Annotated in this window: 13 protein-coding genes and 1 tRNA gene; 6 read left to right on the top strand and 8 right to left on the bottom strand. The window is 70.7% G+C overall.

The annotated features are described in order from the left end of the window. The first annotated feature begins 200 nt into the window (after positions 1 to 200). Positions 201 to 1,121, top strand: coding sequence for a zinc-binding dehydrogenase (locus tag ACFV1W_RS14390; protein WP_380416289.1), 921 nt, complete (start codon positions 201 to 203; stop codon positions 1,119 to 1,121). 22 nt (positions 1,122 to 1,143) lie between these two features. Beyond that, on the top strand, positions 1,144 to 2,187 hold the full coding sequence (locus tag ACFV1W_RS14385) for an alpha/beta hydrolase family protein (protein WP_380416287.1): 1,044 nt from the start codon (positions 1,144 to 1,146) through the stop codon (positions 2,185 to 2,187). A gap of 307 nt (positions 2,188 to 2,494) precedes the next feature. On the opposite strand, the gene ACFV1W_RS14380 is transcribed toward ACFV1W_RS14385, so the two are convergent. After that, entirely contained in the window at positions 2,495 to 4,882 is a 2,388-nt protein-coding gene (locus ACFV1W_RS14380; RefSeq protein WP_380416285.1) for a non-reducing end alpha-L-arabinofuranosidase family hydrolase, read from the bottom strand. Between the two features lie 327 nt (positions 4,883 to 5,209). Between ACFV1W_RS14380 and ACFV1W_RS14375 the strand changes: the two genes are divergently transcribed. The 3 genes from ACFV1W_RS14375 to ACFV1W_RS14365 all read left to right on the top strand — a co-directional run bounded on the left by ACFV1W_RS14375 (position 5,210) and on the right by ACFV1W_RS14365 (position 8,351). After that, the gene (locus ACFV1W_RS14375) at positions 5,210 to 5,740 is read left to right on the top strand and encodes a SigE family RNA polymerase sigma factor (RefSeq protein WP_380416282.1); all 531 of its coding nucleotides are present in this window, start codon (positions 5,210 to 5,212) and stop codon (positions 5,738 to 5,740) included. Further along, positions 5,737 to 6,606 (top strand): hypothetical protein, encoded by an 870-nt coding sequence (locus ACFV1W_RS14370; RefSeq protein ID WP_380416280.1) that lies wholly within the window; start codon positions 5,737 to 5,739, stop codon positions 6,604 to 6,606. The genes ACFV1W_RS14375 and ACFV1W_RS14370 overlap by 4 nt, the downstream gene beginning before the upstream one ends. A gap of 185 nt (positions 6,607 to 6,791) precedes the next feature. Continuing rightward, positions 6,792 to 8,351 (top strand): glycoside hydrolase family 28 protein, encoded by a 1,560-nt coding sequence (locus ACFV1W_RS14365; protein ID WP_380416278.1) that lies wholly within the window; start codon positions 6,792 to 6,794, stop codon positions 8,349 to 8,351. Positions 8,352 to 8,487: 136 nt separating this feature from the next. On the opposite strand, the gene ACFV1W_RS14360 is transcribed toward ACFV1W_RS14365, so the two are convergent. Together ACFV1W_RS14360 and ACFV1W_RS14355 are read right to left on the bottom strand one after the other, a co-directional pair. Next, a complete protein-coding gene (locus ACFV1W_RS14360) occupies positions 8,488 to 10,218 on the bottom strand; it encodes an RICIN domain-containing protein (RefSeq protein WP_380416276.1) in 1,731 nt (576 codons plus the stop codon). A gap of 560 nt (positions 10,219 to 10,778) precedes the next feature. Beyond that, positions 10,779 to 10,952 carry a hypothetical protein gene (locus ACFV1W_RS14355; RefSeq protein WP_380416273.1) on the bottom strand — a complete coding sequence of 58 codons (174 nt, stop codon included), beginning with the start codon at positions 10,950 to 10,952 and terminating at the stop codon, positions 10,779 to 10,781. 242 nt (positions 10,953 to 11,194) lie between these two features. Between ACFV1W_RS14355 and ACFV1W_RS14350 the strand changes: the two genes are divergently transcribed. Continuing rightward, complete coding sequence (locus tag ACFV1W_RS14350) at positions 11,195 to 13,621, top strand: helicase-associated domain-containing protein (protein ID WP_380416270.1); 2,427 nt, start codon at positions 11,195 to 11,197, stop codon at positions 13,619 to 13,621. An 86-nt stretch (positions 13,622 to 13,707) separates the two neighbouring features. On the opposite strand, the gene ACFV1W_RS14345 is transcribed toward ACFV1W_RS14350, so the two are convergent. The 5 genes from ACFV1W_RS14345 to ACFV1W_RS14325 form a co-directional block, all read right to left on the bottom strand. Beyond that, a complete protein-coding gene (locus tag ACFV1W_RS14345; RefSeq protein ID WP_380416267.1) occupies positions 13,708 to 14,100 on the bottom strand; it encodes a type II toxin-antitoxin system VapC family toxin in 393 nt (130 codons plus the stop codon). Beyond that, positions 14,097 to 14,324 carry an antitoxin gene (locus ACFV1W_RS14340; protein ID WP_380416266.1) on the bottom strand — a complete coding sequence of 76 codons (228 nt, stop codon included), beginning with the start codon at positions 14,322 to 14,324 and terminating at the stop codon, positions 14,097 to 14,099. Before ACFV1W_RS14340 ends, ACFV1W_RS14345 begins: the two co-directional genes overlap by 4 nt. Positions 14,325 to 14,468: 144 nt before the next feature. Continuing rightward, a tRNA-Phe gene (locus ACFV1W_RS14335) sits at positions 14,469 to 14,546 on the bottom strand. Between the two features lie 124 nt (positions 14,547 to 14,670). Then, on the bottom strand, positions 14,671 to 15,438 hold the full coding sequence (locus tag ACFV1W_RS14330) for a hypothetical protein (RefSeq protein WP_380416264.1): 768 nt from the start codon (positions 15,436 to 15,438) through the stop codon (positions 14,671 to 14,673). Positions 15,439 to 15,493: 55 nt separating this feature from the next. Further along, the gene (locus ACFV1W_RS14325) at positions 15,494 to 16,720 is read right to left on the bottom strand and encodes a hypothetical protein (protein WP_380416262.1); all 1,227 of its coding nucleotides are present in this window, start codon (positions 16,718 to 16,720) and stop codon (positions 15,494 to 15,496) included. Positions 16,721 to 16,901 lie beyond the last annotated feature (181 nt).

The following is a 16,901-nucleotide window of genomic DNA, read 5'->3' as shown; positions in this document are numbered from 1 at the left end:
GGGTGTGGGGGAGGGGGTGTGTTGGGCGCGCGGGGCGTCGCCCGCGCGCCCGTGGAGGGGGCCGTGCGTCCTGGGAGGGGGAGGAGGGCGGTGGGTGCGTGGGGGTGACAGCCGGGGGTTGTCGTTGCCGTCCGGTGGTTGTTGGACCCGGGGGTGGCGGGGGCGGTGGGGTGGGGGCTCCGACGAGGTGAGGAGTGGGGATGAAGGCGCTGGTGGCGACGGGGGATGCGGGGGAGCCGGTGCGGTTCGCGGAGGTGGAGCAGCCGCGGCCGGGGCCGGGGGAGGTGTTGGTGAAGGTGGAGGCGTTCTCGGTGAACCGGGGGGAGACGTTTCAGCTGGAGGCGCCGAGGGACGGGTGGCGGCCGGGGAAGGACGTGGCGGGGCTGGTGGTGCAGGCTGCGGCTGACGGGACGGGGCCTGCGGCGTGTCGGCGGGTGGTGGGGCATCCGCCGGCGGCGGGGTGGGCCGAGTACGTGTGCGTGCCGGTGTCCTCGCTGGCGGAGCTGCCGGACAGTGTGGACTCCGTACGGGCGGCCGCGCTGCCGTTGGCGGGGCTGACGGCGCTGCGGCTGTTGCGCACGGTGGGGGCGGTCGCCGGGCGGCGGGTGCTGTTGACCGGGGCGTCCGGCGGGGTGGGGCACTACTTCACCGAGCTGGCCGCGGCGGCGGGGGCCGAGCTGACCGTCGTCACCGCTTCTCCGGAGCGGGGCCGGCGGCTGGCCGAGCTGGGGGCGGCCGAGGTGGTGCACGAGTTGGATGAGGCCCGGGGCCCGTACGACCTGGTACTGGAGTCCACCGGTGGGGCGAACCTGCCGCTGGCGCTGGCCCGGCTGGCCCGGCGCGGCACTCTGGTCTGGTTCGGACAGGCCTCGCGCACGCCGGCCACGCTGGACTTCTTCGACTTCTTCTCCGGCCCCGAGTCGGCCACCCTGCGGCACTTCCACTACGCCGACTCGGACGTCCCGGACGGCGAGGACCTGGCCACGCTGGTGCGTCTGGCGGCGGCCGGCCGGCTGACCCCGGAGATCGGCCTGGTCGCGCCCTGGGAGCGGACCGCGACCACCCTCACCGACCTGCGCGACCGGCGGATCCGCGGCAAGGCCGTCCTGACCGTCGCCTGATTGCTGGAAAGGGACCCCCATCGTGTCCTTCGTCGACACCCCCGGTCTGCTGCCCGCGTTCGTCGCGGAGACCCGACCGCGCGCGCACGGCGCCGGTCTCGACATGTACGAGTACGACCGGGTGACCGGGGCGCTGGGTTCGCTGCGCGACTGGCCGGCTGCGTTCGGGGCCGTCGGGCGCCGGTATGCCACCGCGGCCGGGGCCGCCGCTGCCGAGGGTCGTACGGTCACCGCTGGTGGCGCCTACCGCAGTGCCGCCCGCTGGTTCCACGCGGCCGGACTGATGCCGCACCCCGACCGGGCCGGCGCCGCCCGGCTGGCCGACGAGGCCGACGAGGCGATGCGGCGGTCGTTGGCGCTGCTGGAGCCGGAGGCGGCGCGGGTCGAGGGCGAGGGCTTCGCGGGCTGGCTGCGCCGGCCTGCGGCGGGTGGTGGCCCGGTGGTGCTGATCGTGCCGGGCATGGACTCCGGGAAGGAGGAGTTCCACGCGCTCGCCGACGCGCTGCTGGCCCGGGGGGTCGCCGTGCTGGCGATCGACGGGCCGGGGCAGGGCGTCCTGGCCGCCACCAGTGCGCCGGAGCCGGACTACCACCGGGTGGTGGGCCGGGCGCTGGACTCGCTCGCGGCGCACGACGGCCTGGACCTCGGCCGCACCGCCGTGGTCGGGCTCAGCCTGGGCGGTTACTACGCGGCGGTGGCCGCCGCCCACGAGCCGCGGCTGCGCGCCGCGGTGGCGGTCAGCGGGCCGTACCGACTGGACTGGGCGGCCCTGGTGCCGTTCGTCACCGAGACGCTCGGCCAGCGCTGCGGCGGCCCGGATGCGGCGCGGGCCTTCGCCGACCGGCTCGACCTGACCGAACTCGCGCCGACGATCACCCTCCCGCTGCTGGTGGTCGAGGGCGGCGAGGACCGCATCCCCGGCGTCACCAACGCCACCGTCCTCGCCGAGCGCGCCCCGAACGCCGAACTGCTGCTCGTCCCGCACGGCAACCACCTGCTCGGCACCGCCCTCCCCGACTGGCTCCCGGCCACCGCGGACTGGCTCACCGCCCGGCTCCCCCGGTGAGGGGCGGTCAGGCGGAGGATGGGGCAGGGGAGTAGCGGCCCGGTCAGGCGTTATGGGCGGGGCCGGGGGTCGAGCCGGGGCGGTGTGAACCGTCCGATCGGCAAGATGCCCGGACCGTTCGCACGCTGCGGCTGCGCTTCGGCCCCCCGCGATGAAGGCCCACGAAAGAGGAACCCCGGCCGACGCACGGCTGGGGTTCCTCGATGCGGTGGGTGTCGGTCAGCGGGTGGAGCGGCCCGCGGCGTGAACCGCTCGTCCACGCGCCGGCGGGCCGTTCCCGATCGCGATCACCCTGGACCAGGCGGGGTCAGCGCTGGAGGGTGAGGACACCGGGCCGCCACGGCAGCCGGTCGTAGGAGCCGGTCGCGGTGGGGGACTTGCCCTGGTAGAGGAACTGCAGGTTGCAGGGGTCGATGGTCATGGTCTGGTCGGGGTTGTTGCGGACCAGGTCGCCGTGGCTGATGTCGTTGGTCCAGGTGGCGCCGCTGTTGGCCTTGCCGGCGAAGGGGCTGCTCTCGGTGGCGGCCTGCGGGGTCCAGGAGCCGTTCAGGCTGGAGGCGGTGAAGGAGCGGAAGTAGCGCTGCTCGTTCGCGCCGCGGGCCTCGACGATCATGAGGTACTGGTTCTGGCCCTTGACCTTGTAGACCTGCGGGGCCTCGAAGAGGTTCTTCTCCGAGTCGCTCATGACCGTGGTGTAGGAGGAGCCGAAGTTGCCCGGGAAGTTTCCGATGGGCATGCTCGCCCGGTAGATGCTGCCGTTGTCACCGGCGAAGAACAGGTACATGTTCTGCTCGTCGGCGATCAGGGTCTGGTCGATCGGGCCGGTGCCGGAGCCCGGGATGCTGCCGGTGAACAGCGGCTGCGGCGCGGACCAGCCGTTGGGGTTGGTCGGGTCGCTGGACGTGCGGTAGACGAACGGCGACTGGCCCCACTGGTAGGCCAGGACCCAGATGTTCTTCGGCGCGAAGTAGAACAGCGTCGGCGCCACCGCGGCCTGGCTCATCCCGGTCTGGGGGGCCGAGGCCATGTCGGACCAGTTCGTGAAGGGGCTGAACATCATCGAGCCGTACGAGGAGCCGTTCACGTTCGACGCGTAGACCAGGTGCTTGCCGTTGTAGACCACGTCGGTGAAGTCCTTCACGGCGGCCCAGCCGTTCGCCGGCTGCGCCAGCGCGCCCGTCGAGGACCAGTGGTACGTCGACGGGAGGGTGCAGGTGCCGCCGGCCGTCGGTGCGGACGAGCCGAGGTTCCAGTGTTGGTTGGCGGCGCCCCAGGAGTCCCAGACCTGGACGGAGGTGCCGTTGGCGCTCTGGCCGCCGGGGAGTTCGAGTGCCCGGCCGCTGGCGACGTTGATCAGGGTGTAGGAACCGTCGGCGTTGCGGTCGGCACGCCAGTGCTGGTTGGCACCGCCGTTGGCGTCCCAGACCAGCGGCTTCGTGCCGTTGGCCGTCCGGCCGCTGGGCTCGTCCAGGACCCGGCCGCTGGCGAGGTTGGTGAACGTGTAGGAGCCGTCGGCGTTGCGGTCGGCGCGCCAGTGCTGGTTGGCCGCGTCGCCGTTGGCGTCCCAGACCTGGAGCGGGGTGCCGTTGCCGTTCTGCCCGGCGGGCTCGTCCAGGACGCGTCCGCCGACCGCCGCGGAGAGCGAGTAGACGGTGCCGGAGCTGATGCCCCCGCCCTGTGTGCCGCCGCCACCGCTGCTGCTGCCGCCGAGGGCGGTGAGCGCTGCGGCGTAGGCGGGCTTCTTGTTGCCACTGGCGTCGAACAGCAGCGGGTTCTCACCGCCGCGCCACGAGTCGCTGTCGCGGATGCCCCACACCGAGATGCCCGTGCAGCGGGCGACGTCGAGGCAGTCCCGGACGGTGTCGGTGTACGCGCTCGCGGGGGCCTGGGCGATGTCGAGCTCGGTGATCTGGACGTCCACGCCGAGTGCGGCGAAGTTCGACAGCGTGGTCCGGAAGTTCGCCGGCGGGCCGCCCGCGCCGAAGTGGCTCTGGAACCCGACGCAGTCGATCGGCACGCCACGGGACTTGAAGTCCTTGACCATGCCGTAGACGCCCTGGGTCTTGGCGTCGGACCAGTTCTCGATGTTGTAGTCGTTGTAGCAGAGCTTCGCCCCGGGGTCGACGCCGCGGGCGGTGCGGAACGCCTCTTCGATGAAGCCGTTGCCCAGCACGTTCTGGAACACCGAGCTGCGGTGCTGGCCGCTGGGGCCGTCGGCGAAGGCCTCGTTCACCACGTCCCAGGCGTAGATCTTGCCCTTGTAGTGGCTCATTTCCTGCGTGATGTGGTTGTCCATGACGCTGCGCAGGGTGTTGGCGTCGTTGATCGAGCCGACCCAGCCGGGCAGCTGGGAGTGCCAGACCAGGGTGTGGCCGCGCACCTTCTGGCCGTGCGCGGCGGCGTGGTCGACGATCGCGTCGGCGGGGCGGAAGTTGAACGAGCCCCGGGAGGGTTCGGTGCTGTCCCACTTCATCTCGTTCTCGGGCGTTATCGCGTTGAACTCCCGGTCGAGGATGGTGGAGTACGTCGAGTCCCCGAGCCTGCCCGCGGCCACCGCCGTGCCGAAGTAGCGGCCGCTGCCGGCCGCCCCCGCGCCCAGCGTGGTCGGCGTGCTGGGGTTCGACGTGAACGCGGCCTGGGCGACCAGGGGTACGGCGGCCCCCACGGCAGCGAGGACAACGGCGACGGCGAGCACGCGGCGGGTTGCCGGACGGCGGCGATGAGAGCGGTTCTGAACTGGCAAAGGCTTGTCCTTCTGGCGCTGGGGGCCTCCGTCTAATGCCCCGGTTACCCGTCAGTTGCCGCGGCGGACGGGAAGGTTGCCGTTCGGGAAGGAGAATCTTCCGTCGAGCGGACGGGCGCGGCCCTCGTCCCGTCGGGGCGAAGCCGGTCCGGGCCGCGAGGGCGCCTGCGGCGGTCCCGGCGGCGGCGCGAAACCCGGGCCGGCTACCGATTGGTACGCTTCCGCTCCCCCGCTTTCGGATGTGAGCGCCAACAACGCACTGAGAGGCTGCCGACGGACATGCCCTTCGATGATGCGTCCGCGGAGTTCCATGGATTCTTCGAACGCCATTACGCCGAACTGTCCCGTTTCGCCCACCTCCTGACAGGCGAAGCGGATGCGGCCGACGACCTGGCAGCCGATGCGCTGCTCGCTCTGTGGCGGCGATGGGACCGGCTGCGCGCAGCGGAGCAGCCGCTCGCGTATGCGCGGGGCGTCGTGGCCAACCTGGCTCGGGCTCGAATCCGGAGTTCGGTGCGCGAAAGGCGGCGGATCACCTTGTTCTGGTCCCATCGGTCGGAGCGGATCGAGGATCCGGACGTGGCTGCCGTGGTGGACGTGAGGACGGCCTTGGCGCGGTTGCCGTTCCGCAAGCGGGTGTGTGTGGTGCTGCGGCACGCCTTCGACCTGTCGGAGCGGGACACGGCGCTGGCTCTCGGAGTGTCGGTCGGTACGGTGAAGAGCCAGACCTCGAAGGGTATGGCCGAGCTGGAACGGATGCTGGGCGCACGCGCGGCCGGAGAACTGGTGACGGGCAGGAGCGGTCGTTGAACGAGGAGGTCGCCGGGCTGCTTCGCGATGCCGCCGAGCAGCATCAGCCCGACCGCACCCGGATCCAGGCCCGGATGGAACGCGGCATGACACCCGCCGCGACCCGCCACCACGGGCCCCGGGTGAGGCGGTCCTGGCCGAAGGCGGCTCTCGTTTCCGTTGCCACGGCCGGCATCGTGGCCGTCAGCGTGGCAGTCGCCGCCGTGGTCCGGACGTCGCCACCACGGCCCGACATCGCGACCGCTCCCACATCGACCGCGACGGCGACCGTGAGTCCTACGCCCTCCGTCCCGCCCACCGGCAGCCCGGCCCCGACCGTGCCGACGGGCAAACCGACCCCGAACGTGCCGACGGGTGGCTCCGCCCCGAACGTACCGTCGGGCAGGCCGGCCCCGGACGTGCCGACGGGTAGCCCGGCCTCGGCCGTGCCGACGGGCAATCCGAGCCGGTCACCGTCCGGCAGCACGCAGGCCCGGCAGGGAGCGCTGTCATCGGACGGCTCTGTCGACCCGCACAGCACGATCTACTGGGCGCAGAGCAACCTCACGCTCAAGACCACCCAGCCGCTCGCCACCCTCACCGTCGAGCTGCGGATCGCCCAGACCGGAGGGGTGCAGAGCACGGGCTACTGGCAGACGCTCCCCGCCGACTGGTTCACCGTCACCGTGCAGGACCAGGGCGGTGCGCTGATCTACCGCTGGACGCTCAAGCCCGGCTGCACGGTGCCGCCGGGGCAGCACGTCTTCGCGGCCCAGTACAACCACGCCACGGGCCCGCGGGATCCGAGGGACGACACCTACCGTGCGGACGCCTCGGACTCCGATGGCGCCCTCGCAGTCGAGGGGCACCTGTCCTCCCCGCGGTGAGACGTGCACCCGGAGGCGGCGCGCCCGGCTGGGAGGAGCACACGCTCTCGCACCGGCAACCCTTCGTGCACCGGCGGCAACTGATGGAGAATCCGGCCCGCGTCCGCGGGCCGCCGCTCCAGAAGGACGGACCGTTGCCAGATCTCGACCGACACACACACCGCCGACGCCCGGCGACCCGTCGCGTGCTCGCCACCGCCGGAGTCCTCGCCGTCATGGGTGCCACCGTCCCCCTGGCCGCCCAGGCGGCCCTGACCCCGAAGGCCCACACGCTGACCGTGGTCCCTGACGGCAGCGGCCAACGCGCCGCCACCGCGTACCTCGCGGGCACCGACGGCTGGAACCCGGTCGCGGCCTCGCACGGCACCGGATCGACCGTGCCGGCCGGAACGGCGACCGGTGACACCCGCCACGTCACCGAGCCCGCACTGCCCACCACCGTCTGTGCCGCCGTTCCCGCCGCCCGGACCATGCCCGCCCGCGCCACCGACCAGGGCAGCGAAACCACCGCACCGGACACGATCCGCATCCAGCACGCCCTCGACACCTGCGCCCAGACCGGACAGCAGACCGTGGCCGTCCGCCTGCAGGCGACGGACTCCGGCCACAACGCCTTCCTCACCGGACCGCTGGCCGTCCACCAGGGCGAAGTCCTGCTGCTGGACAGTGGTGTCACCCTCTACGGCTCACGCAACCCCGCCGATTACCAGGTCAGCGGCAAGCCGCGCTGCGGCACCCTCGCCTCCTCCGGCGGCGGCTGCAAACCACTGATCAGCGTCGCCGGAGCCAACGCCGGCATCGAGGCCGTCCGCGCCGCCGACGGCAGCCAGGGCCGCATCGACGGCCGAGGCGACCAGACCGTCCTCGGCACCACCACCAGCTGGTGGCAGCTCGCCACCGACGCCCAGAAGGCCGGCTCCACCCAGAACAACCCCCGCCTGATCCAGGCCGACGACTCCGACAACTTCACCCTCTACCACGTCGACCTGCTGAACTCCCCCAACTTCCACGTCGTCTACAACGGCGGCAACGGCTTCACCGCCTGGGGCGTACGGATCAAGACCCCCGCCACCGCCCGCAACACCGACGGCATCGACCCGGCCGGCGCCACCAACGTCACCATCACCGACTCCTCCATCATGGACGGCGACGACGGCATCGCCATCAAGGGCGGCAACAGGTCCAGCAGCAACATCACCGTGACGAACAACCACTTCTACGGCACCCACGGCATCTCCATCGGCAGCGAGACCACCAGCGGCGTGACCAACGTCCTCTTCCGCGACAACACCCTCACCGGCACCGACGCCCTCGGCAACACCAGTGGCTCCAGCACCGGCATCCGCATCAAGAGCTCCCCCGCCAACGGCGGCAGGGTCACCCGCGTCACCTACCTGAACACCTGCCTCGACGCCGTCCGCGCCCCGCTCGTCTTCGACACCCACTACTCCGGCGGCAGCGGCCCCAACACCCCCTGGTTCACCGGCATCACCGTCGACGGCGTCACCGCAACCCACTCCCCGGGCGGAGCGAAATCCATCCTCGTCGGGCTGGACAGGACCCGCCCGCTCGAACTGACCCTGCAGCACGTCAACCTCGACGTCACCACGGCGACCGCCGCCAACGCCCGCATCACCGCCGGCAACACCAACCTCCACCCGTCCGGCCCCGACGTCACCCTGACCACCACCAAGAGCCCGGGCACGGCCCCCACCTGCACCTTCCCCGCCTTCCCCGCCCTCTGACACCACCACCGACCGGGCCGTGCCCCGCTCCTCCGGGCTCGTGGGGAAGGCCCGGGCATACCGCGGACGCCCGCGGACACCTGCTGAGAACGACCGTGGCCCCACCGAAAGGGCGGGGCCACAGTCGTTCCTCCGCCTACTTGAGCGCTGCACCGCCCGAGTTGTGGTACGCGATCGTCTTGTTGATCAGGTTTCCGCCGTCGGTCTCGGCCGTGGTCTGTTCCTGCTGTCCCGCGCCGAAGAGCAGACCGGCGATGTGCGCGTTCGCCACCTGGTCCATGTGCGCGAAGAACCAGTCCACCTTGTCGTCCTTGTAGTGGTTGAGCGTGTTGTTCTGCGCCATGTTGCCCACGGGGATCTGCCACAGGACCACCGGCTTGCCCACGGACTCGGCCATCGTCCTGTAGAACGACAGCTGGGCGGCGGCCTTCTGGTCGGTCCAGAACTTGTCGAGGCCGCCGTGGGCGGGCTGCGCGTACCAGCCCGCGTCGCGGTCCGACACGTCGGTGGCCAGGAAGTCGGCGTTCTGCGCGCCGAGGTGGGCGTAGTCCTTGACGCACTGCGGGGTGTTCTGCTGCCAGTCGAAGCAGGACAGGTGCATTCCGACGGCGGTGTTCGGAGCGTACTTGTGCGCCATCGAGATCAGGCACTGGGCGAGTCCGGCGGCGCTGTTCTCCTGCGATCCGCAGTCCGTCGGGTCCGCGGCCTTGACCTGTGCGGCGACCTGGTGCGGGTCGCCGAGCGACCGGACGTAGCCCCAGAAGTCGGGCTCGAGGTCGATCATGTCGTGCGAGGTGCCGATCTTCTGGAGGAAGAAGCGGTAGTCGTTCAGGTACCGGGTGAGCAGGTCGGCCCTGTTGATGGCCTGGACCTCGCCCGGACCGTCGCCCTGGCCCGCCGCGTCGCCGAGGTCGCGCAGCGAGTACCAGGTCCAGAGGAACTTCTGCGGGCGCGGCTTGCCCTGGTAGGTCTCCTGAGCGGCCTTGGCGTCCCGCCAGGTCACGTACGTGCCGGGCGCCGTGGTGCTGCCGTTCCAGCAGCCCCACCAGCCCGTCCACCCGTCCTGGCAGCGGGCCGCCGTGTAGTAGTCCGAGGAGGGCGCGGGCTGGCTGTGCACGTAGGCGTACTGCACGTCGAACGGCGCGGCGTTCGCCGATGCGTCGGACATCGAGCCGCCGATGAGCACCGTGTTGCTGCCCATGAAACTCTTCGCCGAGTTGTTGCCGCCGCCGGCCGGAGCCGCCGGCGGTGCCGACGCCGGGTGGTTACCGCTCGGGGCCTGGCTCGTCGGAGCGCTGCCGCCCGGCGTGGCGGGTTTGGCGGGCGTGGCGCTGCTGCCGGAGCCCCCCGTGTTCCCGGGGCCTCCGGCGGTGCCTCCGGCGCTGCCGACCGGGACGAGCTGCCACTGCTGGTTGGCGCCGTTCCAGTCGTGGTACTGGGCGATCTGGCCCCCGTCGGTCTTGGAGCCGAGCGGGACCTCGACGGCCTTGCCGTTGAAGGTGTTGATCAGACGGACGTAGCCGTCCGACGACTTTTCCAGGTGGAACTGCTGGTTGGTGCCGTTCAGGTCACGCCACTGCCTCACCTGGGAGCCTTCGGCCTTCGACCAGCCGTAGTCGTCCAGCACCTTTCCGGAGTACCGGTTCTGCAGCCGGTAGTTCCCGTCACCCGCGTCGAGGAACTTCCACTGCTGGTTCGCCTCGCCGGTGCGGCTCCACTGCACCACCGGGGCGCCGTCGTACGCGCCGTAGCCGTAGTCGTCCAGCACCTGGCCGGTGCTGCGGTTGACCAGCAGGTACCAGGGGTTCGTGTCCACGGACACGGTGCCCGCCGAGGCCGTGTTGACCACGGCCACGGAGGCGCCCACGACCGCCAGGCCGACAGCCGCCCAGAAACCCCGGCGCTGGTACAGCCGGCGGGCGCGATGCGACGGACGGCCTCCGCGCCCGTGGCCGCCCGCCCGTGCGACGCCACTGACGACGTCGGGTGGGCGAGGGACATCTCTGTGCTCTCGTTCAGGGGACACGTCTGTGCTCTCTTTCAGCCGTCGCATCTGACCGAACCACTTGGCCGGACACCACTGAGTGGCCGCGGAGGCCGGAAAGGTTGCCGCGAAGAGCCGGAAGTACGTCACGTACCCGTGTCGGGAAGGAGGAAGGTGACCGTCCGCCGTTCCGTCGGCACCAAACGGCACGAAAATGCCTTCGAAGCGAGCTGCTTCGAGGGCATCGTGCCTGTTCAGGCGATGTGGCCAGGGCCGGGGTCGAACCGGCGACCTTCCGCTTTTCAGGCCAAGCCGGGGCGGTGGAATGCCCCGGTTTGAGCGCTTCCGCCGTCTGCAGAAGTGCGGCTTCGGACGTCATCGTGCACGCCGGTTGGCGTCAGCGTCGGCGTCAAGCGGCGGAGCTTCGCAGGTGCTGGGTGTGCTCAGCAGGGGAGCAGGCCGGTCGTGATCAGCTCGAAGTCGAACGGCTCCGGGATGTGGACGGTCTCGCCGAACGCGATGTCCTCGCGGCGGTGGTACTTCGTGCCGTCGGGTCGGCTGAAGAGGGTGACCGCCTTCTCCCTTGCGTCGATCACGAGGCGGAGAGGGATCCTCATGAGCGGGTAGTCCCGTCCTTCCCCACCCAGTCGTTCTCCGGGTTGGACGGTGAGACCAGTTCGACGGCGATCGCCGCAACCTCGGCAGGAACCTGGTTGTCCCTGGTCGTGAGTGCATCCTCCGGCAGGTACGTCAGGTCGGGATTGCGGCTCTTGCCGACATTGGGCGAGCCGCAGCGGAAGGGGCCCGGGTTTCAAACCTCTGGTCCCGTCCCCGCCGGCGGCTCGCTACGCTTGGTGCGGTGAAAGCAGCACGAAGCCTTGCGATCTGGCTGGCCGACCGTACTCCTGCGCAGCTGACGGAATTGCTGGAGCAGCGAGAACTTCCCCACGCGGCCAGGGTGGCGAGCCTGACCGACCTGGCCGTCCACCTGCTGACGGACGCCTCGACGGCCCTGGGGCTGAGCGAGATCAGCCTCGGGGACCTTCAACTGCTGTTCTCTGTGGCGACCTTGGCCGAACGGTTGCACGGTCCGCTACCGGCCGTCCCGTCTGCTCATCACCTGTTCATGGGCTACGGCGGCCGTTCACCGCGGCTCGACGAACCTGCGGTCGACCCCGCTGACCGGTCCGTGACCCGGGACCAGCTCTTCCGATTCCTGCACCTCGACGGCGCGGGTCGGTCCGCGGCTGAGGCCGCGCTGTCCCGGCTGACCGAGCGGGCCCTGGTGCTGCCCTCGTCCGGAAGTAGGTTCACCGTTCCGATCCTGGTCCACCGTCAGGCGGGCGAAGGCGGCGGTTACGGCCGGCCCGCCGAACAACTGCTCACCGAGGCCTTCAACGCTCCGGAGATCCACCGCATCGCGCAGGGGCTGGAGCTCGCGAAGGCGCGGACTCGAGACGAGGCGCAGCGGCAGATCGTGGACGTGCTCAGGGATGCGAAGCGCGTGCGCGCCATGGCCGCCGAGGCGCCGCCCGCGGCCTTGGACCTGCTGGACAAACTGGTTCCGGGCCCGCCACTGCTGCGCACGCACTGCTTCGTCTCCCGGTACGGCGGCGGCTTCTACCCGGGCTCCGCAGGAAAGTTCACCTTCCGGGAAGGCGGATCGGGAGATCCCGGCACGGACTGGCTGGCCGCTCGCGGCCTGGTCGTTCCGGTGGATGAGGACCTGGTGGAACTGCCGCGCGAGGTGGCCGACGCGTTGCGCGACCACGACCGCGCGCCGAGCTACCAGCCTGCCCCGCCCCCGGTCGAGGGCACGGTGGAGATCCCGGGTGGTGCAGCCGAGGGCCAGGCGCAGGCGGCGTTGGCCGAGGCGGCCTCCCGGGTCGAACTGATGCTCCGCCAGATCGCTGTGCAGCCGCTCGCTGTGCGCAAGGCGGGCGGGATAGCAGTCCGGGACACCCGCCGACTGGCGAAGGCGGCCGGCATGCCGGAGGAACAAGCCCGGTTGTGGCTCGACCTGGCGAACAACGCGGACCTGATCACCCCTTGCGCCGAGGAACCGGAGGCCCCGGCGAGAGGGCGGGGCCGCGCGCGTCGGCCGGAACCCCAGCCACCTGCCCGGATGCTGCCCACCGAGCGGTACGACGAGTGGCTGGCGGCTCCACCCGCTCAGCGGCTGCTGCCTCTCGTCGCCACCTGGGCGGTGGTGCCCGAGGTGTTCAGCTACTGGCCGGACGAGAACGGCACCCCGGTCGCGCTGGTCACGCCGGAGGACGGAGAGGCTGTCGATCTGCGCTATGCCGTGCTGGAGGCTCTGGCCACCCTCCCGGCCGGGCGCGGAGTCGCCACCGGCAAGTCCGCTCACGCGCGGGCGACCGCTCTCGCCGGTCTCATCGCCACGGCGGCCTGGTTCCGTCCGACTGCCCTCGCCCAAGGTTCGTGGGAGGCGGAGCGGGTCGAGGCGACTCTGACGGAGGCAGAGCTGCTCGGGGTCGTCGCCCACGGAGCGCTGACTCCGCTCGGGCACGCCGTGCTCGGGCTCCTGAGGGCGGGTGCACACCGCCACTTCCCAGCCGTTCCGGGCGCCGGGCCGGCGCTGCGCGACCGTCCTGCTCTGGACGACGCGGTTCGGCAGTTGTCCGCGGCCCTGGACGCGCTGCTGCCCGCGCCGCAGACCACCGCCCGGTTCCAGGCGGATCTTACGGCCGTGGTCGCCGGAGCTGCCGCAGCGGAGCTGACCGACCTGCTGGCCGCCTGTGCGGACCGGGAGTCGGAGGGCCATGCCGTGGTGTGGCGGATCACCCCTGCGGCGGTCCGCCGGGCGCTGGACTCCGGATGGGACGCCGCCGACCTGCTGGCTCGGCTGGCCGACGTTTCCGAGGGCGGGCGGCCGCTTCCGCAGCCCCTGGAGTACCTGATCAAGGACACCGCGCGGACCCACGGCCGGATGCGAGTGGTGCGCTCAGCCTGCTGCATCCGCTCCGACGACGAGGCACTGGTGCTGGAGCTTTCCAAGGCCCGTGCGCTGGCCAAGCTCGGGTTGCGGAGGATCGCGCCGACCGTGCTGATCAGCACGGGTGAGCCCGAAGCAACCCTTGCCGCGCTCCGGGCTGCCGGCTACGCCCCCGTGCTGGAGGCGGAGACCGGGACGACGGTCGTCGAGAAGGCCCGCCAGGACCGCGGTCCCAAGCGCATGCCGTCACTGTCCGGAGCGCGACCGCGCCACGGCAAGGGACCGAGCACCGCATCGGCGTTGGCGAGCGCGCTGCTGGCCGACCGCTGACCCAACGAGCGTGGTCCGGTCGAGGCGGTCGCCGCCCCCGAAGGTGTGTCAGGTCGGGCTGCGGCACCCGGTGACTGCACGTGCCGTCAGTTGATCACTTCGATGACGCACCGCACACCGGAGCCTCGCTGTAGCTTGGCGTCGCCGGTGACCAGCGGCACACCCAAGTGCTCGGCAAGAGTGATGTAGGCGGCATCGTACGCGGTGAAGTTGCCTCGCAGTTCCCAGATTCGCGGCAGGAGTTCCGTGTGTTGGGCGCGCTGGATCGGCACTGACGGCAACAGTCGGAGGGCGCGATCCGCGTCGGCGGGCTCGACCTTCCGGCCGAGCAGCAGTCCGCGGATCGCGCTCGCGGCCTCGACGTCGATCAGCGCGGGGGCGGCGAGGCGCTCTCCGGAGATCCGGCTCGCGCAGGCCTTGCCGACAGGGCCCCGATCCACCAGCGCTGCCACGAGTACCGAGTTGTCGACGACGATCACTCGCCCCGGCCCTCCCGCTGTGCGGCGAGGATGTCTGCCATCGAGACGCTGCTCGACAGGTTCTCCCGGGCGGCAGCCAGCACTTCCTCGACAGTGGGCTGCGCGGCTTCCTCCTCGAGTCGGAGCCGCAGATACTCCTGTAGCGATCGTCCCGACTCGTCCGCGCGCCGACGCAGTATCGCGTAGGCCTCGTCGTTCAGGTTTCTGATCTGGACTGTAGCCATGCATGCATAGTAGCGCTGATGAGCTTGAAACTCGGCGCTATGGATCCCTGGGGAGTGACCGTCCGCCGCGCCGTGGGCGTCAAACGGCACGAAAATGCCCCCGAAGCGAGCTGCTTCGAGGGCATCGTGCCTGTTCAGGCGATGTGGCCAGGGCCGGGGTCGAACCGGCGACCTTCCGCTTTTCAGGCCAAGCCAGGGCGTCGGGATGCCCCGCTTTGGGCCCTTCTGCCGTCCGTAGAAGGCTGCCGTCGGGCGCCATCGTTCCGGACGGTTGGCGTCAGCGTTGGCGTCAACCGGGGGCCAGTCCGAGGCCTGGTGGCCGGTAGGACGGAGGCTCGAGGTGCCTCTACGAGTCCTTCTGCGAAAACAGCCAGGTCTCGAAGCCGGACAGGAACTCACCCATCGCCCCGAGCGATGACGGGTCTGCCTCGTACTGGATCGACAGGTTGACCTCGTACAGCTTGTACGCGGGCCGTGCGTCGCGCGCTGCTGCAGCGGCGGCTGCCAGCGCACGGACCGCGTCGTCGCGCCGGCCGGCCTCGACTGACTCGACGAGCTCGGGCCAGAGGTTGTCTCCGATGTGGTCGAAGAGCTCCATCAGGTGCAGGCCGGCCTTGTGGGCACGGTTACGGATGGCTTCCTGCTCGGCCCTCCAGTGCTCCTCAGCCCATTGGTCATCCTGCTCGTCCGGCTCCGACCAGTCGGCCATCTCGTTCTGGAACTGGCGGTCGAGGTCCTCCTGGGTCAGCCGCGGGTGCTCGAAGGCAGGCGTTTCCTCGGCCTTGAACAGCTCGGTCGGCACCGAGAGGTCGGGGGTGGGTGTGCCCTCCAGGAGCGCGGTCAGCAGCAAGACCGCGTCGATCTTGGGAAGGATCTCAGCGACGTTCACGAGGCCCCCGAGGGTTCCAACCGCCTGCTCGACAGCCGAGTAATCGTGCTCGGCGATCTGGTTGTCGAGGTCGAAATGGAGGTCGAGGATCTCACTGCCAATGCTGTGAAGTTCGTCCAGATGGTCGGCGATCTCGGTCTCCACACGCTCGACGGTTCGCCGAAGCTCGCGAGCCTCGGCGGCCTGCTCCTCGAGTTCGGCTACCGCTTTGGCGATCTCACTCACACTGTGCCCCCTGGCCCGTAAAGCTCCGACTCAACTTCCTGGACTGGCAACCCTATTACCAGCCGCGGACCTTGCGTCCGTACTCGGTCTCGGGGTGCAGCAGGGCGTCGGCGACCCGACCGCCGGCGTCCTTGGCGCCTCCTCCGAAGTTCAGGACGCCAGCGGCATTCGCGCTGGCAGCGATGCCGTCCCAGAAACGGGCGTCCCGTTCCCAGCGCACGGAATCCAGCAGGCCGGTCAGCTGGTCCTCGGTGAGCCGCTGACCGGAGGCGGCCCAGCTGGTGGCCTGGTGAGCGGCGACGCCGAGGCCGGCCAGGACGGCCGGGGCGGACACAGCGCTGCGGGCGGCGAAGTGCGGGTAGAGGCGGGCGATGAGCCGCGAGAGCAGCGGAACGAGCTGCTGCTCGATGTGCTCGGTGGTGACGCCCTCGGGCAGGGCGTCCTCATGCACGGTCGCGGACGACAGGCCGAGCCCCCGCCGCCCGTGCAGGCTGGTGATCACCAGCGCTCGGAGGGCGGAGAGGGTCACGACCTCCGGATCGGTCTTCGTCAGCTGCCGCTTGCGGGCCTGAACAAGCTTGGCGAACGGAATGATCTTCCCGTCGTGCTCGATCTTGACGGCGCTCGCGACGCGGTGGGCGAGCTGGGTGCCGATGTCGCGCTGGTCCATGGACATGGCCAGGTTCTTGGCGACGGGGACGCCCTCGACGTTGCGGTCGTAGAAGATCTGCCGGGCGTCCTCGACGCTCAGGCCGAAGTACATCTCGAACGGCACCCGGACAGCGCTCAGCTTCTGGTACGTAGTTCCGAAGCGCTCCGGGTTGTCATACAGCTCGTGCCAGGCGGTGACCTGGGTTTCGCCGTCGATGGCAACGACGGGGGAACCCGGGAGGACGGTGACGGTGCGGATGCCACTGCCGGGCACCAACTCTTCGCTCACGGCTCCGGGGTGCCCGTCCAGCCACAGGGTGATGGGCGGGGTCGACCAGGCGCAGCCGTGGTCACCGTTGATCCCGGAGGCGATGTAGGAGGCGTACGAGACGACGTTCCGGCCCTTCTGGGACGCCTTCAGCATCCGCTGGACCAGTGCGCGCACCTCAGCGTGCCGGCGCAGGGTGCCGGAGGCGTACTTCAGGGCCCGCGTGTCCTCCTCGGCCTTCGGGGAGGGCACGAGCTGCAGGAGGGTCGGCAGTGCCATCGTGCCGATCACCGCATCCGGGCGGAACGGGGTCACGGTCAGCTGGATGCCTTCAACGGTGGCGGTCGGCATGGTCAGGCTCATGGGGGCGGCTTCCTCTCGGTGCGACAGGCGGTGGGGCACAGCGGGGTCCGCGGTGCTGGTCCGAACGACGAGTGGTGCGATCCGAGAGTGACGATGCCGGCCTGACTTAAACCAGTTGGTGCTTGATAACCAGGGTTATCAGCCAAACAAGCAGAACCGTCCAGGGGGGCGTCCTAGAGTG

This window comes from Kitasatospora sp. NPDC059648, from assembly GCF_042734825.1.
GTDB lineage: Bacteria > Actinomycetota > Actinomycetes > Streptomycetales > Streptomycetaceae > Kitasatospora.
This window is presented reverse-complemented; position numbering and strand designations above follow the sequence as displayed.

What these genes read in the sequence shown, in the direction of transcription:
- ACFV1W_RS14375 (WP_380416282.1), top strand. Translation starts at nt 5,210, where the DNA reads ATGCCCTTCGATGATGCGTCCGCGGAGTTCCATGGATTCTTCGAACGC.
- ACFV1W_RS14390 (WP_380416289.1), top strand. Translation starts at nt 201, where the DNA reads ATGAAGGCGCTGGTGGCGACGGGGGATGCGGGGGAGCCGGTGCGGTTC.
- ACFV1W_RS14325 (WP_380416262.1), bottom strand. Translation starts at nt 16,720, where the DNA reads ATGAGCCTGACCATGCCGACCGCCACCGTTGAAGGCATCCAGCTGACC.
- ACFV1W_RS14340 (WP_380416266.1), bottom strand. Translation starts at nt 14,324, where the DNA reads ATGGCTACAGTCCAGATCAGAAACCTGAACGACGAGGCCTACGCGATA.
- ACFV1W_RS14355 (WP_380416273.1), bottom strand. Translation starts at nt 10,952, where the DNA reads ATGAGGATCCCTCTCCGCCTCGTGATCGACGCAAGGGAGAAGGCGGTC.